22 protein-coding genes and 1 pseudogene are annotated in these 24727 nt (G+C 74.2%); 8 read left to right on the top strand and 15 right to left on the bottom strand.

The features are described 5' to 3' along the window. Positions 1-145 precede the first annotated feature (145 nt). From FGW37_RS07855 to FGW37_RS07845, 3 genes are all read left to right on the top strand, one after another. Positions 146-1654, top strand: a complete 1509-nt coding sequence (locus FGW37_RS07855) for a hypothetical protein (RefSeq protein WP_179080403.1) — start codon at positions 146-148, stop codon at positions 1652-1654. 453 nt (positions 1655-2107) lie between these two features. Continuing rightward, a complete protein-coding gene (locus FGW37_RS07850; protein WP_179080402.1) occupies positions 2108-3547 on the top strand; it encodes an alkaline phosphatase PhoX in 1440 nt (479 codons plus the stop codon). Positions 3548-3623: 76 nt separating this feature from the next. Then, positions 3624-4676 carry an MsnO8 family LLM class oxidoreductase gene (locus FGW37_RS07845; protein WP_179080401.1) on the top strand — a complete coding sequence of 351 codons (1053 nt, stop codon included), beginning with the start codon at positions 3624-3626 and terminating at the stop codon, positions 4674-4676. On the opposite strand, the gene FGW37_RS07840 is transcribed toward FGW37_RS07845, so the two are convergent. Beyond that, a complete protein-coding gene (locus FGW37_RS07840) occupies positions 4651-5880 on the bottom strand; it encodes a TerD family protein (protein ID WP_179080400.1) in 1230 nt (409 codons plus the stop codon). The genes FGW37_RS07845 and FGW37_RS07840 overlap by 26 nt on opposite strands. Before the next feature lie 147 nt (positions 5881-6027). Further along, positions 6028-6837, bottom strand: coding sequence for an NAD-dependent epimerase/dehydratase family protein (locus FGW37_RS07835; RefSeq protein ID WP_179080399.1), 810 nt, complete (start codon positions 6835-6837; stop codon positions 6028-6030). Between the two features lie 281 nt (positions 6838-7118). Between FGW37_RS07835 and FGW37_RS07830 the strand changes: the two genes are divergently transcribed. Further along, positions 7119-8285 (top strand): serine hydrolase domain-containing protein, encoded by a 1167-nt coding sequence (locus FGW37_RS07830; protein WP_179080398.1) that lies wholly within the window; start codon positions 7119-7121, stop codon positions 8283-8285. 64 nt (positions 8286-8349) lie between these two features. Here FGW37_RS07830 and FGW37_RS07825 read toward each other — a convergent pair whose 3' ends face one another. Genes FGW37_RS07825 through FGW37_RS07815 form a run of 3 tightly spaced genes read right to left on the bottom strand, consistent with a single transcriptional unit; the run spans position 8350 to position 10483 of the window. Further along, complete coding sequence (locus FGW37_RS07825; protein WP_246430738.1) at positions 8350-8973, bottom strand: response regulator; 624 nt, start codon at positions 8971-8973, stop codon at positions 8350-8352. 38 nt (positions 8974-9011) lie between these two features. Further along, complete coding sequence (locus tag FGW37_RS07820) at positions 9012-10295, bottom strand: sensor histidine kinase (protein ID WP_246430306.1); 1284 nt, start codon at positions 10293-10295, stop codon at positions 9012-9014. Beyond that, positions 10292-10483 (bottom strand): hypothetical protein, encoded by a 192-nt coding sequence (locus tag FGW37_RS07815; protein ID WP_179080396.1) that lies wholly within the window; start codon positions 10481-10483, stop codon positions 10292-10294. Before FGW37_RS07815 ends, FGW37_RS07820 begins: the two co-directional genes overlap by 4 nt. A gap of 235 nt (positions 10484-10718) precedes the next feature. On the opposite strand from FGW37_RS07815, the gene FGW37_RS07810 reads away from it, so the two are divergent. Further along, the gene (locus FGW37_RS07810) at positions 10719-11759 is read left to right on the top strand and encodes an aminotransferase class V-fold PLP-dependent enzyme (protein ID WP_179080395.1); all 1041 of its coding nucleotides are present in this window, start codon (positions 10719-10721) and stop codon (positions 11757-11759) included. A 45-nt stretch (positions 11760-11804) separates the two neighbouring features. On the opposite strand, the gene thpD is transcribed toward FGW37_RS07810, so the two are convergent. The 4 genes from thpD to ectA are packed head-to-tail and all read right to left on the bottom strand — an operon-like array spanning position 11805 to position 15057. Then, complete coding sequence (gene thpD / locus FGW37_RS07805) at positions 11805-12728, bottom strand: ectoine hydroxylase (RefSeq protein ID WP_179080394.1); 924 nt, start codon at positions 12726-12728, stop codon at positions 11805-11807. Positions 12729-12731: 3 nt separating this feature from the next. After that, the gene (locus FGW37_RS07800; RefSeq protein WP_058044967.1) at positions 12732-13130 is read right to left on the bottom strand and encodes an ectoine synthase; all 399 of its coding nucleotides are present in this window, start codon (positions 13128-13130) and stop codon (positions 12732-12734) included. 41 nt (positions 13131-13171) lie between these two features. Next, a complete protein-coding gene (ectB, locus tag FGW37_RS07795) occupies positions 13172-14440 on the bottom strand; it encodes a diaminobutyrate--2-oxoglutarate transaminase (RefSeq protein WP_179080393.1) in 1269 nt (422 codons plus the stop codon). Positions 14441-14487: 47 nt separating this feature from the next. Continuing rightward, a complete protein-coding gene (gene ectA, locus FGW37_RS07790; protein ID WP_179080392.1) occupies positions 14488-15057 on the bottom strand; it encodes a diaminobutyrate acetyltransferase in 570 nt (189 codons plus the stop codon). 389 nt (positions 15058-15446) lie between these two features. Here ectA and FGW37_RS07785 point away from each other — a divergent pair, with 389 nt between their 5' ends. Beyond that, positions 15447-16547 carry an amidohydrolase family protein gene (locus tag FGW37_RS07785; protein WP_179080391.1) on the top strand — a complete coding sequence of 367 codons (1101 nt, stop codon included), beginning with the start codon at positions 15447-15449 and terminating at the stop codon, positions 16545-16547. A gap of 486 nt (positions 16548-17033) precedes the next feature. Here the strand turns inward: FGW37_RS07785 and FGW37_RS07780 are convergent, their stop codons facing one another. Further along, positions 17034-17984, bottom strand: coding sequence for a bile acid:sodium symporter family protein (locus FGW37_RS07780; RefSeq protein ID WP_179080390.1), 951 nt, complete (start codon positions 17982-17984; stop codon positions 17034-17036). Between the two features lie 197 nt (positions 17985-18181). Here FGW37_RS07780 and FGW37_RS33840 point away from each other — a divergent pair. Beyond that, positions 18182-18274 (top strand): annotated as a pseudogene (locus FGW37_RS33840) (LAETG motif-containing sortase-dependent surface protein); the annotation flags it as partial. Positions 18275-18295: 21 nt separating this feature from the next. Here FGW37_RS33840 and cobC read toward each other — a convergent pair. Further along, positions 18296-19348, bottom strand: a complete 1053-nt coding sequence (cobC, locus tag FGW37_RS07775) for an Rv2231c family histidinol phosphate aminotransferase CobC (protein WP_179080389.1) — start codon at positions 19346-19348, stop codon at positions 18296-18298. Positions 19349-19457: 109 nt separating this feature from the next. Continuing rightward, positions 19458-19829 (bottom strand): cobalamin biosynthesis protein, encoded by a 372-nt coding sequence (locus FGW37_RS07770; RefSeq protein ID WP_179080388.1) that lies wholly within the window; start codon positions 19827-19829, stop codon positions 19458-19460. A gap of 90 nt (positions 19830-19919) precedes the next feature. Here FGW37_RS07770 and FGW37_RS07765 point away from each other — a divergent pair, with 90 nt between their 5' ends. Continuing rightward, complete coding sequence (locus FGW37_RS07765) at positions 19920-20627, top strand: ZIP family metal transporter (RefSeq protein ID WP_425506639.1); 708 nt, start codon at positions 19920-19922, stop codon at positions 20625-20627. On the opposite strand, the gene FGW37_RS07760 is transcribed toward FGW37_RS07765, so the two are convergent. The 3 genes from FGW37_RS07760 to FGW37_RS07750 are packed head-to-tail and all read right to left on the bottom strand — an operon-like array spanning position 20596 to position 24691. Continuing rightward, the gene (locus FGW37_RS07760) at positions 20596-22029 is read right to left on the bottom strand and encodes a cobyrinic acid a,c-diamide synthase CobB (protein WP_425506487.1); all 1434 of its coding nucleotides are present in this window, start codon (positions 22027-22029) and stop codon (positions 20596-20598) included. The two genes, FGW37_RS07765 and FGW37_RS07760, sit on opposite strands and share 32 nt — an antisense overlap. Beyond that, on the bottom strand, positions 22023-22631 hold the full coding sequence (cobO, locus tag FGW37_RS07755; RefSeq protein WP_179080385.1) for a cob(I)yrinic acid a,c-diamide adenosyltransferase: 609 nt from the start codon (positions 22629-22631) through the stop codon (positions 22023-22025). Before cobO ends, FGW37_RS07760 begins: the two co-directional genes overlap by 7 nt. After that, positions 22631-24691 (bottom strand): putative cobaltochelatase, encoded by a 2061-nt coding sequence (locus FGW37_RS07750; RefSeq protein WP_246430737.1) that lies wholly within the window; start codon positions 24689-24691, stop codon positions 22631-22633. The genes cobO and FGW37_RS07750 overlap by 1 nt, the downstream gene beginning before the upstream one ends. Positions 24692-24727 lie beyond the last annotated feature (36 nt).

Raw genomic sequence — 24727 nt, 5'->3', positions numbered from 1 at the left:
GGTTCGGCGAACCGGGCGGCAAGGCGGAAATCCCGTCTACGCTTGGGCACCGCGCCCGGTCTGCGGCGCTGCCTGCCACACCGCGCATCGCTGCACGTCACCGTACGTGCCACGACGCATGTCACGACGAGGAGAGACCCCCCTGATGTCCGGAGACCGTCCGACCATGCCGCCGGTGCGGCTCCCCTCCGACGCGGAGCTCGCGCGCGACGCGCTGTCCGCGCCGCTGCTCGCCCGCGCCGCGAAGCTCGCGCGCTGGGCCGGCGAGGAGGGCATCCCGGTCGGGGTCGGCGGCGAGCTGCTCGCGGAGCAGCTGCGGGCGGCCACGGAGCTGCTCGGGCTCGCGGGCGAGGAGGACGGCGACGCGTACGCCATGGACGCGTGGCAGCACGCGCTCGACACCGGGCTCGTGGACTTCGAGGAGAACGAAGAGGACGAGGAAGGGGACGAGGAGCCGGAAGCGGGCGAGGACGAGCCCCGGGGCACCGCCGTCGCCGGCGAGGAGCTCCCCACGCTCGCCTCCGGCAGCCCTGCCGACGTCCTCGAACTGTTCCTCGGCGGCTTCGAGAGCGTCCTCGCCGACGCCGCCGCGCCCGACCTCGGCGACATCGCCGACCGGATCGCCGAGGGCGAGGACCTCGACCTCGACTCCCTCGACTGGGACCCCGAGGGCGAGGCCGACTTCCTCGACGGCGTCCTCGGCAACCTCTACCTGCTGACCGCGCTGGAGCAGAGCGACGCGCAGCACCCCGTACCGCTGCCGGCGCTCGCCGCGTCCATGATCGTGCCCGACGACATGGACGAGCCCACGGACGACATCCTCGAAGAGGTCTCCGACGCGATGATGCGCCTGGACGACCAGTTCCGGCTGCTCGCGCCCACCGGGATCATCGACTACCGGCCCGTCGACGAGTCCCTCATCGAGGAGGTCGACGGCGAGGGCCACATCCGCGAGTCCGTCGACGGCGTCGCCTCCGACACCCCCGAGGACGAGGACGTCAGCCGCTACGGCATGGTCTCCCTCACCCCCCTCGGCCTCTTCGCCGTCCGCACCCGCATGGTGGAAGCGGGCATCGACGCCCCCGCCGTCGGCGACCTCGCCGACAAGGGCGCCGACGCGCTCCTGGCCGCCCTGCCCGGCCACCCGGAGACGGCCGCCCGCGCGGAGGCCGCCCTGTGGCTCGCCCGCCGCACGCCGCAGGACGCCGCCCGCGAGCTGCTCGCCGCCGGGCGCGGCAACGACGTGGACGCGCCCTCGCGCCGCCTCGCCTGCCAGGAGACGCTCTCCCTCCTCGGCGCCGGGGCCGAGCCGGCCGTGCGCGAGGTCCTCGACGACCGCGAGCTGGGCGGGCTCGCCCGCGTGTGGCTCGCCGAGCACGGGGCGGCGGACGTGCCCGAGCCGGGCGAGGACATGGTCTTCTGGCTGACGATCGACACGATCGCCGCACAGCTGGCCGCCTCCGGCGACACCGACGAGCTGCGCGGGCTCGTGGAGGGCCTGGTCGGTCAGCACGGCGGGTTCTTCGAGACGGCGTGGCGGGTGGACCACCCGGCGACGGCGGAGGTCCTGGAGGCCATGGGCCGCCTCCACCCGGAGAAGAAGATCGCCAAGGAAGCCCGCAAGGCGGCCTTCAAGGCCCGCTCCCAGCGGTGACGCTGCGCTGAGCTTTACGGAGACAGGGTGCCCCCCGCGCCGCGTGCTGTGGCCGGACGGGGGTCCGGCGCCGCCGGGGCCGCGCCGCGGGGGTTGCTCGCCGCTGCGGCGGATTTTCTTGCCTGCGGCAAAGGGGCGGGGGCCGGGTAGTGCGGCGTCACCGTGGTGTCCGGCCCTGCCGGACGAGCCCGAGCGGGGTTCGGCACCGCTGGGACGCGCCGTCGGGGCCGATCGCCGTGGCGGCGGAAGTGAGTGGCTGGGCCCGGTCCTGTCGTTACGGTGCAGCCGGGAATCTTTCGCCGCGACGGCCCGATGTCGTGGGCAACGTGCGGGAGCGTTCTCGCGCTCCCGCGGCGCTCGGGGTTCCGTCCCGTGCGCTTCGTGTGGTGTTCATACCGCATTCGGCGGGGAACGGGAATGTAGGCGCGTGAGCCCGCGGACCCTGGAGATCAGATGAGCCTCAGCCGAAGAGACTTTGCGAAGCGATCCGCCGTCGCCGGTGCAGGGGTGGCGCTGACCGGCAGTGTCGGCGTGCTCGCCAGCGCCCCCGGAGCCCTGGCGGGCGCCGCGCCGGAGCAGTCCGGCGCCCGCCCCCGCCCCCGGCCCGGCTACGGGCCCCTCGTGCCGGATCCGAAGGGCCTGCTGGCCCTGCCCGCCGGGTTCTCCTACCGCGTCGTGACCCGGGCCGGCGTCACCAAGCTGGAGTCCGGCGAGCACACGCCCTCGCACCACGACGGCACCGCCGCCTTCGCAGGCCCCCGCGGCGCCACCGTCCTCGTCAACAACCACGAGCTCAAGGGCCCCCGGGCCGGCTGGAAGCACCCGGTGCCCCTCGCGGAGGGCCTCGTCTACGACCCCGCCGCGTCCGGCGGCTGCACGGTCGTCGAGGTCTCCCACGACGGCTCGCACGTCGCCGAGCGGGTCGGCATCGCGGGCACGTCCACCAACTGCGCCGGCGGCACCACCCCGTGGGGCACCTGGCTGACCTGCGAGGAGACCGAGGACAAGGCCGGTCAGAACGGCATGACGAAAGATCACGGCTACGTCTTCGAGGTCGACCCGCTCGACCGCCGCGCCAACCGCGCCCCCAAGCCCGTCAAGGCGCTGGGCCGCTACGCCCACGAGGCCGTCGTCACCGACCCCTCCCGCGGACACCTCTACCTCACGGAGGACGCCTCGGGCCCCAACGGCCTGCTCTACCGCTGGACCCCGCCGAAGGGCTTCCGGCACGGCCGCAGCAGGCTGCGCACCCTCGCCGACGACGCGGGCGCCCTCCAGGCCTTCAAGTGCTTCGACTCCGGCGGCCGCTTCGTCGACGACCTCTCCCGCGCCACCCGCACGGGCACGGTCTACGGCGTGGACTGGGTGGGCGTGCCCGACCGCGACGCCCGCTCGGTGCCGGTGCGCAAGCAGTTCAAGGACGGCCAGGTCACCCGGGCCCGCAAGCTCGAGGGCATGTGGTGGGCGGACGGGGGCGCGTACATCGTCGCGTCCTTCGCCCGGGAGGAGAGCCCCGTCCAGCACGACGGCCAGGTGTGGTTCTACAACCCCGGCCGCCGCACCCTCACCCTGAAGGTGCGCCTCGGCGTCAACAAGGACCCGGGCCGGGACGGCGCCTTCGACGGCCCGGACAACATCACCGTCTCACCGCACGGCGGCCTGGTGGTGGCCGAGGACGGCGAGGGGATCCAGCATCTCTTCGGCGCCCTCGACGACGGCCGCACCTACCCCATCGCCCGCAACGAACTGAACATCGGCACCGCGCAGAAGCCTGAGTACAGCGAGTTCACCGGCGTCACCTTCTCGCCGGACGGCAGGACGCTCTTCGCCAACCTCCAGGATCCCGGCATCATGCTGGCGATCACCGGCCCCTGGCGCCGTCAGGGCAGGTGACAGGGCAGGTGACAGGGCGGATGACAGGCGGACGAGCAGCCGGGAATCATGACCGTTCGCCTTTGTTGAAGGAGAGGTGACGATCCGGCTCTCCGTACTCGACCGCTCCCGCACCCGCCGGGACCACCCGCAGGGCGAGGCGCTGCGCGACACCGTGCGGTTCGCGCAGCAGGCCGAGGCGCTCGGCTACCACCGCTTCTGGGTCTCGGAGCACCACAGCGTGCCCGGCGTGGCGGGCTCGGCCCCGACCGTGCTCGCCGCGGCGGTGGCGGCCGCGACCTCGCGGATCAGGGTGGGCACGGGCGGAGTGATGCTGCCCAACCACCGCACGCTCGTCGTCGCCGAGCAGTTCGGGGTGCTGGAATCCCTCTTCCCGGGCCGCATCGACATGGGCCTGGGCCGCTCGGTCGGCTTCACGGACGGCATCCGCAGGGCCCTGGGCACGGACAAGGACGCCATGGGGGACTTCGCCGGGCAGCTCGCCGAGCTGGAGGGCTGGTTCACCGGGGGTACGCGCCCGCACGAGGGGGTGCACGCCCGCCCGGCGGAGGGCCTGCGGATCCCGGCGTTCGTCCTCGCCAACGAGACGGGCGCGGACCTGGCGGCCGCCGCCGGGGCGGCCCTGGTGATCGGCGGCCTGAGCGGCGAGGAGCGGATGCTCGCCGCCGTCGCCCGCTACCGGGAGGCCTTCCGGCCCTCGGCGTGGTGGCGGCACCCGTACGTCGTGGTGGCGGGGAACGTGGCCGTCGCCGCCACCCGCGAGGAGGCCCGCAGGCTGCTCGTGCCCGAGGCGTGGGCGCTGGCGCACGCGCGGACGCACGGCGCCTTCCCGCCGCTGGAGCCCGCGGAGGAGACCGAGGCGCGGGCGATGAGCGAGCGGGAGCGCCGGCTGTACGAGGACGGGCTGCGCGGGCACGTCCACGGCACGGAGGACGAGGTGTCCGCCGCGCTCGGGGCGCTGGTCGAGCGCAGCGGCGCCGACGAGGTGCTCGTCACCACGTCCTCGTACGACCGGGAGGCGCTCCTGGACTCCTACCGCAGGCTGGCCCGGCTGGCAGGGCTCTCCGCACAGCCGTCGCGGCAGCTCACAGGGGCGTCGCAGCTCACAGGGCCTGCGCGGAGGGCTTGACCAGATCGCGCACGGTGCGCGACTTCACGAACTCGCCCAGGGCGGTCATCTCCCACTCGCCCGAGTACTGCCGGATGAACTTCGCCATCAGCACACCGGTCTTGGGCTGCGCGCCGGTCAGGTCGAAGCGCACCAGCTCCTCGCCCGTGCGGGCGTCGAGCAGGCGGCAGTAGGCCTTGGCGACCTGGTTGAACTTCTGGCCGTTGAAGGAGCTGACGGTGAAGACCAGGCCGGTCACCTCGGGCGGCAGGCCCTCCATGTGCACGGTGATGGTCTCGTCGTCGCCGGAGCCCTCGCCGGTGAGGTTGTCACCGGAGTGCTGGATCGCGCCGTTGAGGATCTGCAGCTTGCCGAAGTAGCAGGCGTCGATCATGTTGCGGTCGGGGCCGTAGGCGATGACGGAGGCGTCCAGGTCGATGGCCCGGGTGCCCCAGGCGGGCTCCCAGCCCAGGCCCATCTTCACCGACTGCGTCAGCGGCCGGCCGCCCTTGACCAGGGACACCGTCTGGTTCTTCTGCAGGCTGACCCGGCCCTTGTCCAGGTTGATCTTCCCGGTGCCGGTGCCGGTGCCGGTGCCGGGGGCGGGCGGTGCCGGGGGAGCGGCGGGCGCGGCCGGGGCGGCCACGGGCATCGGCGGCACGGGGGCGGCCGGCTGCACGGGAGCGGGGGCCGCAGGGGCAGGCACGGAGGCGGGGGCCGCGGGCTCCTCCACGCTCACGCCGAAGTCGGTGGCGATGCCCGCCAGGCCGTTCGCGTACCCCTGGCCGACCGCGCGCACCTTCCAGGCGCCCGCCCGCCGGTAGACCTCCACGACCACCAGGGCGGTCTCGGAACCCAGCCGGGGCGGCGTGAACGTGGCGAGGACCGAGCCGTCGTCGGTGCTGCGGACGGTGGCGGTCGGTTCGGCGCCGGCGAAGCTCGCGCCCTGGGCGTCGGGGCTGGCGGTCACCACGATCTTTTCGATGCCGGCCGGGACGGCGGCGGTGTCCACCACGATGGCGTCGGGCGAGCCGGCGGACGCGGCGCGGTGGGTCACGCCCGGCCCGGAGGGCTGGTTGTAGAAGACGAAGTCGTCGTCGGAGCGCACCTTGCCGTCGGCGGTGAGCAGCAGGCCCGATACGTCGAGCCGCACCGGGGCGGTGACGTCCACCGTCACGCGGGCGACGGAGAGAGGGATGTTCGAGCCGGGTGTCATAGCGGTCATGCTCCGGGTAACGAGTGGCCGCTCTTTGCGGTTCCATTACCGAGCCGTCGGTTCTGCCCGGTTCCGCCCGGTTCAGCCTGATGGCGGACGGGTCCGCAGGGCGGCCGCAGCCCGGCCGCGGACTGGCCGGTGTGCCGTCGCCGCAGGTCAGCCCGGGTTCCAGCGAGGCGGCTCGGCCGCGCAGAACTCGCCGCCGATGAGGCCGTGGCCCTCCCGCGGGGTTCCGCTCTCCGCGGCGAGCAGGGCGGCCGCGTACGGCTCGGAGTCGTCCTGGGGCTCGTAGCCGAGGGCGCGGGCGGTCGACAGGTCCCACCACAGTCCGGTGTTCGCGGAGCTGCCGTAGGCGACGGTGTGGCCGACGCCGTCGGCCGTCAGCGCGGCGTGCACGAGCCGGGCGCAGTCGCCGGGACTCAGCCACACCGACAGCATGCGCACCGACGTGGGCTCGGGGAAGCAGGCGCCGATGCGCAGGGACACGGTCTCGATGCCGTGCCGGTCCCGGTAGAGGGAGGCCAGGTCCTCGCCGAAGCACTTGGAGAGGCCGTAGAAGGTGTCCGGGCGGTGCGCGGTCTCCACGGGCAGGAGCGGGGCGCCCTCCGCGGGGACGGGCGCGAAGCCGACGACGTGGTTGCTGGAGGCGAGGACCACGCGCCGGACGCCCGCCTCCCGTACGGCCTCGTACAGGCGGTACGTGCCCTCGACGTTGGCGCGCAGGATGTCCTCGAAGGACGCCTCCAGGGGGATGGCCGCCAGGTGGACGACCGCGTCCACGCCGTCGACGGCCTTCCGCAGCGCCTCGCGGTCGGCGAGGTCCGCGGTGACCGCGTCCGGCTCGCCCGGCACCGGCCGGACGTCGAACAGGCGCAGCCGGTGGCCGTGGGCGGGCAGCAGGGTGCGCAGGTGGGTGCCGATGCGGCCGGCCGCGCCGGTGAGGAGGACCGTGCGGGATGAGGGCATGACGCCTGGGCCTCCTGAGGCGGTCCGGAAGGGGAAGCGCACACGCTAAGGAGCCGGTGCGGGGCGGTCAAGGAGGCACGGACGGCTTTCGGCGGGTGGTGTCCTTCCAGGTATATCCAGGCGCATCCAGGTGGTCTCCCAGGTGCTCTTTCAGGAGACCATCAGGCCGGAATAAGCCAATCCGTTTATGCCGTCGGCGAGATGACGATCGTCACGAAATAACGACGGGCCCCGCTCTGCTGCACCCACCGGAGTCATCACTGATCACAGGGAGCACAGACATGCCGAGCCCCACCACCGCGCAGGGGACCGTCGTCCAGGGAACCGTCGCCAAGGGATACGAGGGCGTACGCGAGGAGTTCGAGGCCACCTTCGCCGAGGAGCGGGCCGGGCACTCCGCCCAGCTCGCCGCCTACGTCGACGGCGAGCAGGTCGTCGACCTGTGGGGCGGCCCCGGCATGGAGGGCGACTCGCTCACCGGCGTGTTCTCCTCCACCAAGGGCGCGGCCCACCTCGTCGTCGCCCTCCTCGTCCAGGAAGGCGTGCTCGACCTCGACCGCGAGGTCGCCCACTACTGGCCCGAATTCGCCGCCGCGGGCAAGGAATCCATCACCCTGCGCGACCTCCTCGCCCACCGGGCCGGAGTCGTCGGAGCCGAGGGCGGCTTCACCACGGAGGAACTCGCGGACGACCGCGCCATAGCCGAGAAGCTGGCCGGCCAGCGGCCCCACTGGCGCCCCGGTGCCGCCTTCGGCTACCACGCACTCGTCATCGGCGCCCTGACCGGCGAAGTCGTCCGCCGCGCCACCGGACGCACCATGCAGGAGCTCTACGAGGAGCGCGTCCGCGCCCCCTACGGCATCGACTTCTACATGGGCCTGCCCGAGGAGCACGAGCACCGCGTCCTCGACATCCAGCCCATGGACCCGACGCCCGGCCAGAAGCGCGCCCTGCTGGAGGGCGCCTCGGGCCCGCAGAGCCTGATGGGCATCGCCTTCAACCTCAACCACCCGCAGCCCACGGTTCTGGAGGATCTGCCGAACCACCGCGTCATCCGCGCGGGCGGCCCCGCCTCCGTCGGCGGCATGGCCTCCGCGCGCGGCCTGGCCCGCATGTACGCGGCCGCCATCAGCGGCGTCGACGGCAAGGAGGCGCTGCTGACGCCCGCCACCGCCGCCGACTTCGCCCAGATCCACTCCATCGGCCACGACGCGGTCCTGCGCCAGCACATGGCCTTCGGCCTGGGCTTCGGTGCCATGGGGGACAAGTACCCCTTCCTCGGCGCCCGCGCCTTCGGCCACGGCGGCGCCGCCGGCTCCCAGGCCTTCGCCGACCCGTCCAACGGCCTGGCCTTCGGCTTCAACCGCCGCCGGTACGGCTTCCGCGAGGACAACGACGCGCAGGTCACGCGCCTGGTGAGGACGGTCGGCGAGGCGGTGGGCCGCTGACCCCGCCGGGCCCTTCCTTCCGCCGCAGCGGCAAAAGTAAGGGCCCGGGTGCCCGCCCGCGCTCTCAGCGCGGGGACACGAAACCGCATTCGTAGGCCGCGATGACCGCTTGAGTGCGGTTGCGGACGCCCAGTTTCGCCAGGGCGCCTGCCACGTGGGTCTTCACCGTCGCCGCGCCCAGGACGAGCTGTTCGGCGATCTCGGCGTTCGACAGGCCCCGGGCCATCAGGCGGAGCACCTCCGCCTCCCGGTCCGACAGCTGCGCGCGCAGCTTGCCCGCGGCCGCCCTCGCCCGGCGGGCCTCCGCGTGTTCCGCCGCGAGGGCGCGCACGGCGGCGGGGAAGAGCAGCGAGTCCGTGCGGGCCACGAGCCGGACGGCCTGGACGAGTTCGTCGGCGCCCGCCCGTTTGAGGAGGAAGCCGCTCGCCCCGGCGCGCAGCGCGTCGTACACGTAGCTGTCGTTCTCGAACGTGGTGACGACGATGACGCGCGGCGGGGAGTCCATGCCGCCGAGCAGCTGCTCGGTGGCCCGGATCCCGTCGACCTCGGGCATCCGTACGTCCATCAGGACGACGTCGGGGCGCAGTTCGCGGACGACGGAGACCGCTTCCGCGCCGGTCGTGGCCTCGCCGACGACCTCCAGGTCCTCCTCGGCGCCCAGGATCGCCCGCAGGGCGGTCCGCACCATGCGCTCGTCGTCGGCGAGCACGATCCGCAGGGGCGCCGTCACCGGCCCGCACCCCCGCTCAGCGGCAGGCGGACGGCGAGCCGCCACACCCCGTCCCGCTCGCCGGAGCTGCTGCTGCCGCGCAGCAGCCGGGCCCGTTCGGCTATGCCCGTCAGACCGCGGCCGCCGCCGGTGCGGCGGTGCGCGCGGCCGGGGGCCTTGTCGGGGTTGACCGGATTCTCCAAGGCGACCTCCACGGCGTCGTCGTGCACGGTGATCCGCAGCAGCACGGGCACCCGGCCCGCGTGCCGCAAGGCATTGGTGAGGCCCTCCTGCACGATCCGGTACGCCTCGCGGGAGACGACCGGCGGCACGCCGTCCAGGGCCGGAGATGCGGCGAGGGTGACGGTGCCGCCCGCGGCGCGGGTGCGCTCCAGCAGCCCGTCGAGGTCGGCGAGGGTCGGCGCCGGCGCGGCGGACGCGGCGCCGTCCTCGCGCAGCAGCCCCAGGACGGTGTCCAGTTCGCCGACCGCCTCGCGCGTCGTCTCCTCGATCGCGGCCAGCGCCTGCCGCGCGAACTCCGGGTCGGCGTCGAGGACCTTGCGCGCCGCGCTCGCCTGCAGGGTGACCGCGCTCAGCGCGTGCCCCACGGAGTCGTGCAGTTCGCGCGCCAGCCGGTTGCGCAGGGCCAGCCGCATGGCGTGCTGCTCGGCCTCGGCCAGCCGGTCGGCGGCCGTCGGGCCGAGGAGGACGGGCGCGCAGCGCGCGAGGAGCGCGCCCGCGCCCCCCGACACCCCGGCGAGCAGGACCAGCACCGCCAAGCCGGCGGGCACCGACAGCAGTGTCCACGGGAAGGCCAGGTTTCCCAGCCCGTACGGGGCGTCCTCGCCGCCGGGGACGCCGGTGAACGGCAGGGCGATGAGCATCAGCGCGAACGGGGGCGTGGCCAGCGACATGCCGCTCACGATGCCGCCGGCCAGCAGGTGCAGGGTGTACCAGACGGCGGTCCGCCCGCGCGCGGCCCGCGACTCGCCCGGGCCCGTCGCGAGCGCCTCCTCCGGCACCCCGCACAGGGCGCGTGCCGCCGCCGACTCCAGCGTCCGCACGAAGGGCACCAGCGCGGTCACCGCCGCCGGCACCAGCGCCAGCGCGAAGACGCCGAACTGCCGGCCGAGCGAGGAGGGGAAGAGGATGTTCGTGTCGCTGACGAAGACCGCCGTCAGCGTGCTCGCCAGCAGGTAGTACGGCATGAGCAGCGCCCCGCCGAGCAGCAGGTGCACCCACCGCAGCCGGGCGCGGCCACCCACCAGGGCGACCGCACCGCGCCGGAGGAGAGCCGTCACAGCGCGGCGGCCCGGGCGGAGCGCCGGACGAAGAAGCGTGCGCCGCCGGCGGCGAGGACGAGCGGACCGATGATCACTTGCACAGCGTAGGCGAGAGCCGTCGCCGCGGCGTCCGTCAGGATGGCCGCCGCGCGGAGCACGCGGCGCTTGGTGGCGTGGTCGTCCGGGACGGTCGTCGTACTGGTCATGTGACCAGCGTTCCGTCCGGCGGGCGCCGGCGCGTCGCTCTGACCGGCGGACTTCCTCCGCCGAGAGGGGGAGGGGCGGCTAGTTCTCAGGCAGGGGACGGGAGGCCCGCATGGACAGACCGGTGGATGGACCACCGGTAGGGACGACCGGACGGACTGGTGGAACGGGCTGATGGCCGGACTGATGGGCGGACTGGTGGACGGGTCGATCGCCGGACGCGCATAGTGGGTGGGCATGGAGAGCCTGGCCCCCGCACACTTCGCGCCCGAGACCGTCTACCTCAACACCGCCGCCACCGGGCTCGTGCCCGCGCCCGCCGTCGCCGCCATGACCGAGGCCGCCACCGCGTTCTCGCTGGGCCGCCCTGGTGCGGAGGACCACTACCCGGTCGTGGAGGCCGTCCGCGCCGCCTTCGCCCGGCTCGTCGGCGTGCCCGCCCGGCAGGTCGCCACCGGGGGTTCGGCCGCCGTCTTCTGCGGGCTCGTCGCCCAGTCGTTGCCCGAGGGATCGGAAGTCCTCTGCGCGGAGGGGGACTTCAGCTCCCTCGTCAACCCCTTTCACGTGCGGCCCGGGCTCCGCGTCCGCACCGTTCCCCTGGAGAAGATCGCGGACGCGGTGGGGCCCGGGACCGCGCTCGTCGCCGTCAGTGCCGTCCAGTCGGCCGACGGCCGCCTCGCCGGCCTCGGGGCGATCGGCGAGGCCGCCCGCGCCCACGGCGCCCGTACGCTCGTCGACGTCAGCCAGGCCGCGGGCTGGCTGCCCGTCGACGCGGGCGCGCACGACTTCACCGTCTGCGTCGGCTACAAGTGGCTGATGGGGCCCCGCGGGACGGCCTACCTCACCGTCCCCGAGGACCTCGGCGGCCTCACCCCCGTCTTCGCCGGGTGGGTGGCGGGGGAGGACCCCTGGAACAGCACCTACGGGCAGGTCTCGCTCGCCCGCTCGGCCCGCCGCTACGACGAGAACCCCGCCCTCCTGCCCTACACCGGTGCCCTGGCCGGCCTCCGGCTCGTCGAGGAACTCGGGACGGACCGGATCGCCGCGCACGACCGGGCCCTCGCCGGCCGCTTCCGCACGGGGCTCGCCGCGCTCGGGCACCGGCCCGCTCCGGCGGAGGACTCCGCCGTCGTCTCGGTCCCCGGCCTCGGCCACGCGGCGGAGCGCCTCGCCGCGGCAGGCGTACGCGTCAGCGCCCGCGCCGGAGGGCTGCGGGCGTCCTTCCACCTCTACAACAGCTCGTCCGACGTGGACCGCGTCCTGGAGGCGCTGGTCTGACCGAGCGGTGACGCGGCGGCCCCGCCGCGTCACCGCCCGGACCGGTTACCCCACCGGCGTGAAGTCCCGCGCCCCCACGAAGTCCGGGCGGCGGGACGGGGCCGCGAACGGCTCGACCGCCGTGTTCTCCACGCTGTTGAAGACGATGAAGACGTTGCTGCGCGGGAAGGGCGTGATGTTGTCGCCGGACCCGTGCATGCAGTTGCAGTCGAACCACGTCGCGGAACCGGCCGCGCCCGTGAAGAGCCGGATGCCGTGCCGCCCGGCCAGCGCGGCGAGCGCGCTGTCCGACGGCGTGCCGGCCTCCTGCATCCGCAGGGACCGCTTGTAGTTGTCCCGCGGCGTCACGCCCGCGCAGCCCAGGAACGTCCGGTGCGACCCCGGCATGATCATCAAGCTGCCGTTGGTGTCGAGGTTCTCCGTCAGCGCGATCGACACCGACACCGTCCGCATCCGCGGCAGCCCGTCCTCCGCGTGCCAGGTCTCGAAGTCCGAGTGCCAGTAGAACCCGGAGGCCCCGAAGCCCGGCTTGACGTTGACCCGCGACTGGTGGACGTAGACGTCCGAGCCGAGGATCTGCCGCGCCCGCCCCACCACGCGCGGATCGCGCACGAGCCGTGCGAACACCTCGCTGATCCGGTGCACTTCGAACACCGACCGCACGTCCTGCGAGTGCGGTTCCACGACCGCTCTCTCGTCGGCCCGCACCGCCGGGTCGGCGATCAGCCGGTCGAGCTCGGCGCGCAGGACCTGCACCTCGTCCGGTGCGAGCATCTCGTCGACGGTGAGGAACCCGTCGCGTTCGTAGCCCGCGAGACCGGCCGCGTCGATGGGCCCGGGCGTGCCGGTGCCGATGCCGATGCCGGCACCGGAGGCGGGTGCGGACCCGGGCCACACCACGGGGTCACGGCGCGGGACGGCCACCTCGTGCGTGCCGCGCGTGGGGTAGAGGTCGGTGACCGCGGCCATGCTTCAGCCCTCCTCCGTCAGCAGCGGGTAGACGCCGTTCTCGTCGTGGTCCTCCCGTCCCGTGACCGGCGGGTTGAAGACGCACACGCAGCGGAAGTCGGTCTTGGGGCGCAGGGTGTGCCGCTCGTGGCCGTCGAGCAGGTACATCGTGCCGGGGGAGATCCAGTGCTTCTCGCCGGTCTCGTCGTCGGTGAGCTCGGCCTCGCCCTCCACGCACAGCACGGCCTCGATGTGATTGGCGTACCACATGGAGGTTTCCGTGCCGGCGTAGAGGACCGTCTCGTGCAGGGAGAAGCCGACCCGCTCCTTGGCGAGCACGATCCGCTTGCTCTCCCACGTACCGGACTTGGCCTTGACGTGGCGGTCGGTGTTCTCGATGTCCTGGAGGGAACGGACGATCACGGGTTGTTCCTTTCTTTCGGTACTTGCGGTGGTCAGGGCCGTCAGGCCGTCTCGCGGACCGCGCGGGCGACGATCCGCAGGCCCTCGTCCAGCTCCTCGGGGGAGATCGTCAGGGCGGGCAGCAGCTTGAGGACCTCGCCCTCGGGGCCCGATGTCTCCACGAGCAGGCCGAGCTCGAACGCCCGCCGGGCGACCGCCGAGGCCCGGGTCTTGTCGGCGAACTCCAGTCCCCACACGAGCCCGCGGCCCCGGTAGTGCGCGCCCAGCTCCGGGTGTTCGGCGCAGATCGCGCGCAGCGCCTCCTCGGCCTGCTCGCCGCGGGCGAGGGTCTGCTTCTCCATCTGCCCGTCGGTCCAGTACGCGTCGAGCGCCGCGGCGGCGGTGACGAAGGAGGGGTTGTTGCCGCGGAACGTGCCGTTGTGCTCGCCGGGCTCCCAGACGTCGAGCTCCGGGCGGAAGAGAGTGAGCGACATGGGCAGGCCGTAGCCGCCGATGGACTTCGAGAGCGTCACGATGTCCGGGGTGATGCCCGCCTCCTCGAACGAGAAGAAGGCGCCGGTGCGGCCGCAGCCCATCTGGATGTCGTCCACGATCAGCAGCATGTCGTGGCGCTCGCACAGCGCGGCGAGCCCGCGCAGCCACTCGGGGCGGGCCACGTTGATGCCGCCCTCGCCCTGCACCGTCTCGACGATGACGGCGGCGGGGGTGTTCAGGCCCGAGCCCTGGTCTCCCAGCAGCCGCTCGAACCACAGGAAGTCCGGCACCTGGTCGTCGAGGTAGTGGTCGAACGGCATCGGCGTGCCGTGCACCAGGGGGATGCCCGCGCCGGCCCGCTTGAAGGCGTTGCCGGTGACGGCGAGCGAGCCCAGCGACATGCCGTGGAAGGCGTTGGTGAAGGACACGATCGCCTCGCGGCCCTTGACCTTGCGGGCCAGCTTCAGCGCGGCCTCCACGGCGTTGGTGCCCGTCGGGCCGGGGAACATCACCTTGTACGGCAGGTCGCGCGGGCGCAGCACGACGTCCTGGAAGGCCTCCAGGAAGGCGCGCTTGGCGGTGGTGCCCATGTCCAGGCCGTGGGTGACGCCGTCGCGTTCGATGTAATCGATCAGGGCGCGTTTGAGGACCGGGTTGTTGTGCCCGTAGTTGAGCGCCCCGGCGCCGGCGAAGAAGTCGAGGTAGGTGTGGCCGTCCTCGTCGTACATCCGGCTGCCCTGGGCCCGGTCGAAGACCGCGGGCCAGCTGCGGCAGTAGCTGCGCACCTCCGACTCCAGGGCCTCGAAGACGCTGAGTGCGGGCGGGGTGATGGTCATGGGGGTGCTCCTGTCGGTGCGTGAGGGTTCTCAGTGGGCGAGATGTCTCAGTGCGCGAGGGGGCCGATGCGGTGCAGGACCTCGGGGTCGTGCCCCGTCTCGGGGAACAGCCCGCCGTGGAAGAGGACTTCACGCTCCACGGGGGCGCGGTGCCGCTCGGCGAAGGAGGCGAACAGGCGGTTGGAGGCGGTGTTGCCGGGCGTGACGGTGGTCTCGATCCCGTCGATGCCGCTCTCGCTCTCGCGGGCGACCCGTGTGACGAGGCCCTCCAGCAGCGCGGCGGCCAGGCCGCGGCCCCGGTGCGGGCGGTCCACGGCGACCTGCCACACCACGAGGGTGCGGGGGCGGGCGGGCCGGACGTAGCCGGTGATGAAGCCGGCGGGCTCCCCGTCGCCGGTGCGGCGGGCCACGGCCGAGGTGGCCGCGAAGTCGCGGCACCACAGCAGGTAGCTGTACGAGGAGTTGAGGTCCAGGGTTCCCGAGTCGCGGGCGATGCGCCAGATCGCGGCTCCGTCCTCGACGCGCGGGACGTCGAGCGTGAGGTCCTCCGGCATTTCCGGGAATTCCCGGAGGGAGGCGGGACGGGCACGTGCAAGGTCTGCTTGTGCTGCGGTCATGCGGAGGGAATTTACCGATGCGGATCGGAAATCGCACCGGGGGTCCGGGTTACCCGGAGGCAGGTGGTTGTGTTATCGCGCGGAGGCGCGGGGGCGCGCAAAGCGGGTGGGGGATGGGATAGTTTGCCCGTTAATATCCGGGCAAATCGCGGGCTGTGTGGAGTGCGTCACAGGCGATCGCGGGGGTCGTGAATTCGCTTGCTGAAGCGTAAGGAAAATGCTGCGTTTAGGGTGCGGGAAAGCGGGCATGAGAATGCGCGGAGAGTTGTCTCCGGAATTACTGGAGAGGAGTTCCGGGGAATTGCCCTACGCGGCTGGACGCCACCCCGGCAGCGCCCCGGCGACGGCCCCTTGGCGGGCGGGAGGAGCGGGCTCGTACAGTGCGGTCCATGAGCGACAGTGGGGTGCTGCACATCAAGGGGCGGGTGCTCGTCGGCGCGGACCCGGACGGCGGGGTGCGCGACGAGCTGTGGGCCGTCGACGGCCGGATCACCTTCGAACGGCCGGTGGGGGCGCGGGACGTCACCACCGTCGAGGGCTGGGCGCTGCCCGGCCTCGTGGACGCGCACTGCCACGTGGGCCTCGACGCCCACGGTCCGGTCGACGAATCCACCGCCGAGAAGCAGGCGCTCACCGACCGGGACGCGGGAGCGCTGCTGCTGCGCGACGCAGGCTCCCCCTCGGACACGCGCTGGATCGATGACCGCGAGGACCTGCCGCGCATCATCCGTGCCGGGCGCCACATCGCGCGCACCCGCCGGTACATCCGCAACTACGCGCACGAGATCGAGCCGGACGACCTCGTCGCGTACGTGGCGCGGGAGGCGCGGCGCGGGGACGGGTGGGTCAAGCTCGTCGGGGACTGGATCGACCGCGAGACGGGCGACCTGTCCTTCTGCTGGCCGCGCGGGGAGGTCGCGGCCGCGATCGCCGAGGCGCACCGCCTCGGGGCGCGCGTGACCGCGCACTGCTTCGCGGAGGAGTCGCTGGCGCCGCTCGTGGAAGCGGGCATCGACTGCATCGAGCACGCCACCGGGCTCACCGAGGAGACCATTCCGCTGTTCGCCGAGCGCGGGGTCGCCATCGTGCCGACCCTCGTCAACATCGCGACGTTTCCGCGGCTCGCGGACGGCGGCGAAGGGAAGTTCCCGCGCTGGGCGGACCACATGCGGCGCCTGCACGCCCGGCGCTACGAGACGGTGCGGGCGGCGTACGACGCGGGCATCCCGGTCTTCGTCGGCACGGACGCGGGCGGCTCTCTTGCGCACGGCCTGGTAGGCCAGGAGGTAGACGAACTGGTCAAAGCCGGCCTGCCCCCGCTCGCGGCCCTGTCGGCCACCACGTGGTCGGCCCGGTCCTGGCTCGGCCGCCCGGGCCTGGAGGAGGGCGCCCCGGCCGACATCGTCGTCTACGAGACGGACCCGAGGGCGGACGTGAGAGTCCTGGGCTCGCCGAAGCGGGTGATTCTGCGGGGGAGGGTGATCCGCTAGCCACGGGGTGACCTGCGGTCGGCTTGGCCCGGGGCCCGGGGTTCAGTGTGTGTCGCCGGGGTCGGCGTCTTCCTCCGCCGCGGTGGTGTTCCGCCACGGTGATGGTTTCCGGCGGTGCCTGGCCTGCCTGGGGTCGGCTGGGCACCGCCGGGTGCGTTTGGTGGGGGTTGCGCGCCGTGGCGGCGGGGAAGAGGGGCGTGGCCCGGGTGGTGTGGCGGGTTGCTTCCGGTGTGGCTGCGGGCCGGGCAACTTCCTCCGCCGCGGCGGTGATCGGCCACGGTGGTGGTGTCCGGCGGTGCCTGGCCTGCCTGGGGCCGGCCGGGCACCCGCCGGGGGCGGTGAGCCGCACCGGTCGGTGTGCGGGCCTGAGGCCGGCGTCTTCCTCCGCCGCGGCGACGATGCGCCACGATGGTGGTTCGCGGCGGTGCCTGACGGCCTGCGGTCGGCTCGGCGACGCCGGGGGGCGTGTCATGGCGGTGCAGACCGCTAGGGGTGGGGGCGCCTTGACATCCAGGCTGCTAGCGCCGCGCCCGAGACGTTGTGCCATACCGAGAAGATCGCCGCCGGCAGCGCCGCCGCCGGGCTGAAGTGGGCCGTGGCCAGTGACGCCGCCAGGCCCGAGTTCTGCATGCCGACCTCGAAGGCCATCGCCCGGCTCGACGGGCGGCCGAGCCGGGCCAGCCGGCCCGCCGCGTAGCCGAGGGCCAGGCCGAGGCCGTTGTGGAGGACGACGGCGAGGAGGACCAGCGCGGCGGCGTCCTTGATGCGGGACGCGCTGCCCGAGACCACGATGAGGACGAGGACGGCGATCGTCAGCGCCGAGAGCACCGGCAGGGCGCGCAGCACCTTGGCGACCCACCGCCCCGCGGCCATCCGCACGAGCGTCCCGCCGAGCACCGGCACGAGCACGGTCTTGAGGATGTCGGTGAGCATCGCGCCCGCGTCCACGTCCAGGAACCGGTCCGCCAGCAGCAGCGTCAACGGCGGGGTGACGAGCGGCGCGACGAGCGTGGAGACGGTGGCGACGGACACGGACAGGGCGACGTCCCCGCGCGCGAGGTACGTGACGACGTTGGACGCCGTGCCGCTCGGCGCGCAGCCGACGAGGATCACCCCGGCGGCCAGCTGCGGCGGCAGCCCGAGCACCGTGGCGATCAGCCAGCCCAGCCCCGGCATGATCACGTAGTGGGCGGCGAGGCCGAGCCCGACCGCCCAGGGCCGCTTGGCGACGGCGCGGAAGTCCTCGCCGGTGAGCGTGAGGCCCATCGTGAACATCACGACGCCCAGCAGCCAGGGCACGGCCGGCGCCCAGCCGGTGAAGTGGGAGGGGGCGGCGAGCCCCACCCCTCCGGCGGCGACGACGAGCAGGGGGAACACGGTGACAGCCAGCCGCGCCGTCCGGTCGGCGGCTGTCGGGGCTATCCGCGGGGTCGGCATACGTCGGCACCTTAGCGATCAAGCCCGCCTCCCGAACAGGGGTGACGCCAGTGACAAGGATCAACTCCCGCGCCCAGCGAATCGAAAGCCGTTGCGGAAACAACCCGTTGGGGTGAACTGACCTCAGGAGGGCGCCCCTTCACCCTCCGGGGGTCAAATATGGCGGGGTCCCAGCCGCCGGCGCGAGCTGTCCCCCCTACGTCGCGGGCGGCGCGGCCCTCCTCGTCGCCGCAGGGGCGGGCGCCCTCGTCGTCACCCGCCGCCGCTCGGCGGCCCGCCGCGGCGACTGAACGAAGGGCAGCCCCTCGCCCTCAGCCCTCGGCCAGCGCCTTGCCGAGGGCCTCCGCGAAGCGGTCCGTGGTCGCCCGGTCCCGGACCGCGAGGCGCAGGTAGTCCGGCCCGAGCCCCGGGAACGTGTCGCCGCGGCGCACCGCGAACCCCAGCCCCCGCAGCCTGCCCCGCACGGCCGCGGCGCCCCGCACCCGGATCAGCAGGAACGGCCCGGCCGCCGGCCCGTGGACCCGGACCCCCTCGAACTGGCCCACGGCCGCTGCGAGATAGGTCCGGTCCTCGGCGAGGCGGTCCGCGGCGCGCGCGGCCTCCGCGAGGGCCGGGGGAGCGCTGCACACCTCCGCCGCGGCCAGCGCCGGCGACGACACCGGCCACAGCGGCTGGGCCCGCTCCAGCCTGGCTATGGTGCCGGGCGACGCGAGCACGTAGCCGATCCGCAGCCCCGCCAGCCCCCAGGTCTTGGTGAGGCTGCGCAGCACGATCAGCCCGGGCAGGTCCGTGACGGACGCCAGCGACTCCGCCTCGCCCGGCACCGCGTCCATGAACGCCTCGTCGACCACCAGCGTCCGCCCCGGCCGGGCGAGCCGCGCCAGGTCCCGCGCCGGGTGGAGGACGGACGTGGGGTTGGTCGGATTGCCGACGACGACCAGGTCCGCGTCGCCCGGCACCGCACGCGGATCCAGCCGGAACCCGTCCGCCTCGTCGAGCAGCACCCGCTCCACCCGGTGCCCGGCGTCCCGCAGCGCCGCCTCCGGCTCCGTGAACTGAGGGTGCACCACCACCGGCCGCCGCACCCGCAGCGCCCGCGCGAGCAGGACGAACGCCTCCGCGGCCCCCGCCGTCAGCAGCACGCGCTCCTCCGGCAGCCCGTGCCGCTCCGCCACCGCCCGCCGGGCGGCCCGCCCGTCCGGATAGGCGGCGAGGCCGTCGAGCGACGCGGCGATGTGCTCGCGCAGCCACACCGGGGGCGTGCCCGCCCGTACGTTCACCGCGAGGTCCGTCAGCTCCGCGCCGGCACCCCGCACTTCGGCGTCACCGTGGTGGCGCAGGTCGGGTTCGCTGGGAGTGTGCATGGCCGCGGGCCGCCTTCTCTCGTCCGTTTGCTGCTGGTCGTCGTTCACACGTCTTGCGGGCGTGGAAATCGCCCGCCCCAAGACCGTACTGACGGCTGCGGAACGACCGTCAAGCGGGTCCGTACGCCACCGCACACGTCACCCGCGCAGACTTCCGCTTCCCCACGGCCAGTACCCCGCCCTCCCCGGCCGCCAGCAGCGCCGCCGCCTCCGCCACCGCGGGCGTCCCCACGGCGGCCAGCGCGGCGGCCGAAGGGTCCGGCACCGCGACGCCGGCCAGCGCACCGGCCCCGTACACCCGCAGTGGCACGCCCAGCTCGGCCGCCGCCTCCACCAGGCCGCCCTCGCCCGCCTTCGCCTCGGCCGTCGCCAGCGCCGCCGGCCGCAGCCCGCGCACCCCGGCCTCCGTCAGCGTCCGCTCCACCAGCTCCAGCACCTCCGCGGCCGCCACGCCGCGCCGGGCGCCCACCCCCACGTACACGGCGCGTGCGGCGAGTACGGGTGCGAGGGCCGGACCGGCGGGAGATACTGCAGCCGCGAGAGGGGTGGAAGCGTGCCGGTCGTGATCGCCATGGGCGCGTTCCTGATGACGCTGCTCGGCGGCTGGGCCGCGCACCGCATCACCGACCGCAGACACCTCGTCCTGGGGTTCGCGGGCGGGCTGATGCTCGGCGTCGTCGGCCTCGACCTGCTGCCCGAGGCCCTGGAGGCCGCCGGCCACGACGTCTTCGGCGTGCCGGCCGCCCTGCTGTGCTTCGTCGCCGGCTTCCTCGCCGCCCACATGGTCGAGCGGCTCCTCGCCGTCCGCAAGGCCGCCCACGGCGTCAGCGCCGCCGAACGCACCCCGCAGGTCGGCCTCACCGCGGCCGCCGCCCTCGTCGGTCACAGCGCCATGGACGGCGTCGCCATCGGCGCGGCCTTCCAGGTCGACCACGGCGTGGCGGTCGCCGTCGCCGTGGCCGTCATCGCGCACGACTTCGCGGACGGCTTCAACACGTACACGATCACCGACCTGTACGGGAACGACCGGCACCGCGCCCTCCTGATGCTCACCGCGGACGCCGTCGCCCCCCTCATCGGCGCGGCGTCCACCCTGCTGTTCACCCTTCCGGCCGGATTCCTCGGCGTCTACCTCGGCTTCTTCGGCGGCGTCCTGCTCTACCTGGCCACGTCCGACATCCTCCCCGAGGCCCACCACACCCACCCGGCCGTCTCCACCCTCGCCTGCACGGCGGCCGGGGCGGGCTTCATCTGGCTGGTCGTGGGCCTCGCTCACTGACACCGCCCGCGCGGGCGCCTGCGCCCGCCACCAGCCGGGCGGCCGTGCCCGGGGCGCCCGCCCAGTGCACGTGCAGGTACGAGGCGTGCACCCCGTCGCGTACGAAGCCCTCCGTGCGGCGCTCCGGGTGGGTGAACCCCCAGGCGGGGGCCCCGCCCGCGCCCGGCTCGGTCACCGTGCGGTGGAACTCGTGCCCCCGCACGCGCGTGCCCGCCTGCGCCAGCACGTTGTCCGCGATGGCCACCGCCTCGCGGTAGCCGAGGGTGAGGCGGCCGGACATGCGGGCGTCCGCGGGGAGCACGCCGCACATAGGCTTGCCGTCCAGGGAACGGGAGAGGTAGAGCAGGCCCGCGCACTCGGCGACGACCGGGGCGCCGGTCGCCGCGAGGGCCGCGACCTCCTTGCGGAGGGGTTCGTTCGCGGAGAGTTCGGGGGCGTAGACCTCGGGGAATCCGCCGCCTATGACGAGGGCGGCGGTGCCTTCTGGGAGGGCCTCGTCGCGGAGGGGATCGAAGGTGACGACCTCCGCGCCTGCGGCCTTCAGGAGTTCCGTGTGCTCCGCGTACGAGAAGGTGAAGGCCGGGCCGCCGGCTACGGCGATCACTGGTTTGTTCTTCGGGTGCGGCCCGGTAGGGGTGGGGTGGGAAGCCGGGGCGCCTGCCCGCAAACCATGGGGAGCCCATGGCTCGTCAACCAGTGGCGGCGCGCTGCGCGCCAAGGCCAGCAGCCCCTCCAGGTCGCAGCCCTCCCTGACCCTCGCGGCCTGGGCCGCCACCGCGTCCGTCGCTTCGGTGCTGCGTTCGGCCACCGGCACCAGGCCCAGGTGGCGCGAGGGCGTGTGGACCTGCTCGGCGCGGCGCACCGCGCCCAGGACCGGCACGCCCGACTCCGTCAGCGCCTCCCGCAGCAGCGCCTCGTGCCGGTCCGAGCCGACCTTGTTGAGGATGACGCCCGCGACCCGTACCTCCGGGTCCCAGGACGCGAAGCCGTGCACCAGCGCGGCCACCGACCGCGACTGCGACGACGCGTCGACGACCAGGACGACCGGGGCCTTGAGCAGCTTGGCCACGTGTGCCGTCGACGCCAGCTCGCCCTGCCCGCTCGCCCCGTCGTAGAGGCCCATCACGCCCTCGACGACCGCGACGTCGCAGCCCGCGGCCCCGTGCAGGAACAGCGGGGCGATCCGGTCCGGGCCGCACATGTACGCGTCCAGGTTGCGGCCGGGACGGCCCGTCGCGAGCGCGTGGTAGCCCGGGTCGATGTAGTCCGGGCCGACCTTGTGCGGCGACACGGCGAGCCCCGCGTCCGCGAAGGCCCGCATCAGGCCGGTGGCCACCGTGGTCTTGCCGCTGCCGGAGGCCGGGGCGGCGATGACCAGGCGGGGGATGTGCGTACTCACCACTCGATGCCCCGCTGGCCCTTCTGCCCGGTGTCCATCGGGTGCTTGACCTTGGACATGTCGGTGACCAGGTCGGCGAAGTCGACGAGCGCCTGCGGGGCGTTGCGGCCCGTGATCACCACGTGCTGGGTGCCGGGGCGGTCGCGCAGCACCTCGATCACCTCGTCCGTGTCGATCCACCCCCAGTGCAGGGGGTAGGCGAACTCGTCCAGCACGTAGAGCTTGTACGTCTCGGCCGCCAGGTCGCGCTTGACCTGCTCCCAGCCCTCGCGCGCCTTGTCCTCGTTGCTCTGCTCGCCGTCCTTGGGGTCCCGCTGGATCCACGACCAGCCCTCGCCCATCTTGTGCCAGGCGACCGTGCCGCCCTCGCCCGACGCACCGAGCACCCGCAGCGCGTTCTCCTCGCCGACCTTCCACTTCGCCGACTTCACGAACTGGAACACCCCGACCGGCCAGCCCTGGTTCCACGCCCGCAGCGCCAGGCCGAAGGCCGCCGTGGACTTGCCCTTGCCGAGGCCGGTGTGGACGAAGACCAGCGGCCGGTTGCGGCGCTGACGCGTGGTGAGTCCGTCGTCGGGAACGACGGTCGGCTGTCCCTTGGGCATTACGCGGCCTTCCTGGTGTGTGCGGTCCGTACGGTACGTACGAGCGCGGAGACGCTGTCCGCGCGCAGCTCGTCCAGCGTCACGACCGGGCCGCGCAGCTCCCGGCCCAGCTCGGCGGCGAGCCCGAGCCGCACCGGCCCCTGCTCGCAGTCCACGACCACCGACGCCGTGCCCTCGCCGGCCAGCAGCCGGGCGGCGCGCGCCGCCCTCGCCAGCGGCTCCGGGCCGCCGGTGGCCCGGCCGTCGGTGACGACGACCAGCAGCGGGCGCCGGGACGGGTCGCGCAGCCGCTCCACCCGCAGCACCTCGTGCGCCTGCAGGAGGCCCGCCGCCAGGGGCGTGCGCCCGCCGGTCGGCAGCTTCTCCAGCCGTGCCGCGCCCGTGTCCACCGAGGACGTCGGCGGCAGCGCCACGTCCGCGCCGGCGCCCCGGAACGTCACCATGCCGATCTTGTCCCGGCGCTGGTACGCGTCCAGCAGCAGGGACAGCACCGCGCCCTTGACGGCGCTCATCCGCTTGCGGGCGGCCATGGAGCCGGAGGCGTCCACGACGAACAGCACGAGGTTGCCCTCGCGGCCCTCGCGCACCGCCTCCCGCAGGTCGTCGCGGCGGACGACGAGCCCGGCGCCGCTGCGCCCGCGCGCCCGCTGGTGCGGGGCGGCGGCCTGCACCGTGGCGGCCAGGTGGAGCTTGGACAGGGCGCCGCGGGGGCGGCGGGCCCCGGTCGTCCGGCCGTGGGCCGTCCGGGCCCGCGACCGGCGGCCGTCGGCGCCCTCCCCGAGCCCGGGGACGTCGAACTTGCGGGTGCGGAAGGGGTCGGCCGCGGCGACGGCCGGGGCCTCGGGGGCCTCCCCGCGGGCGGGGGCGCCCTCGGGGGCGTCCGGGCTCTCCGGGGAGGCGGGCTCGGGGCCGGCGGGCTCCGGCTCCTGGCGCTGCTGCGGGACGTCGGGCGTGCCGTCGGGGCCCGTGCCGTCCTGCGGGGGCTGCCCGCCGCCGTCGGGGCCGCCGCCCTCGGGGCCGCCGTCGGGCCCGTCGTCGTCCGGGCCCTCGGGCTCCGGCTCCGGCTCGGGCTCCGGCTCGTCGTCCTCGAACCGGCCGAGGATCTCGTCGAGCTTGTCCTCGTCCAGGCCCGGCGCGTCGAAGGGGTTGCGCCGGCGCCGGTGCGGCAGCGACAGCAGTGCCGCCTGCCGTACGTCCGCCGTCGTCACGTCCGTGCGGCCCGCCCACGCGGCGAGGGCCGTCGCGGTGCGCGCGGTCACGATGTCCGCGCGCATGCCGTCCACCTCGAAGCCCGCGCACACGGCGGCGATGCGGCGCAGCGCGCCGTCGCCCAGGCGTACGGACGGCAGCAGCGCGCGGGCGGCGGCGATCCGCTCCCGCAGCGTCTCCTCCTCGGCGGCCCACTTGGCGGCGAACGCGGCCGGGTCCTCGTCGTAGGCCAGGCGGCGGCGCACGACCTCGACGCGCTCGTCGGGCTCGCGCGAGGCCGCGACCTCGACGGTCAGGCCGAAGCGGTCGAGGAGCTGCGGGCGCAGCTCGCCCTCCTCGGGGTTCATGGTGCCGACGAGGAGGAAGCGGGAGGCGTGACGTACGGAGACGCCTTCGCGCTCGACGTAGGAGGCGCCGGTGGCGGCCGCGTCGAGGAGGGCGTCGACCAGATGGTCGCCCAAGAGGTTGACCTCGTCGACGTACAGCACGCCCCGGTGCGCGTCGGCCAGCAGACCCGGCTCGAAAGCCTTCACGCCCTCGCCCAGCGCCCGTTCGATGTCGAGCGCCCCCACGAGCCGGTCCTCGGAGGCGCCGACGGGCAGTTCGACCATGCGGGCGGGACGGGCGGCGTGCGCCGCCCCGTCCTCGTGCGGGCCGTCCGGGCAGGAGGGGTCGGGGGACGCCGGGTCGCACGAGAACCGGCATCCGGCGATGGCGTCGATCCACGGCAGCAGCGTGGACAGGGCGCGCACGGTCGTCGTCTTCGCCGTGCCCTTCTCACCCCGTACGAGCACCCCGCCGATGGACGGCGAGATGGCGTTGAGGAGCAGGCCCAGCCGCATGTCGTCCATGCCGACGACCGCGGTGAACGGGTAGGTGGCCGAGGC

Source organism: Streptomyces rectiverticillatus (assembly GCF_013394065.1).
Classification (GTDB): Bacteria; Actinomycetota; Actinomycetes; order Streptomycetales; family Streptomycetaceae; genus Streptomyces; species Streptomyces rectiverticillatus.
Note: the sequence above shows the minus strand (reverse complement) of the source record. Positions and strands in the feature narration are given on the sequence as shown.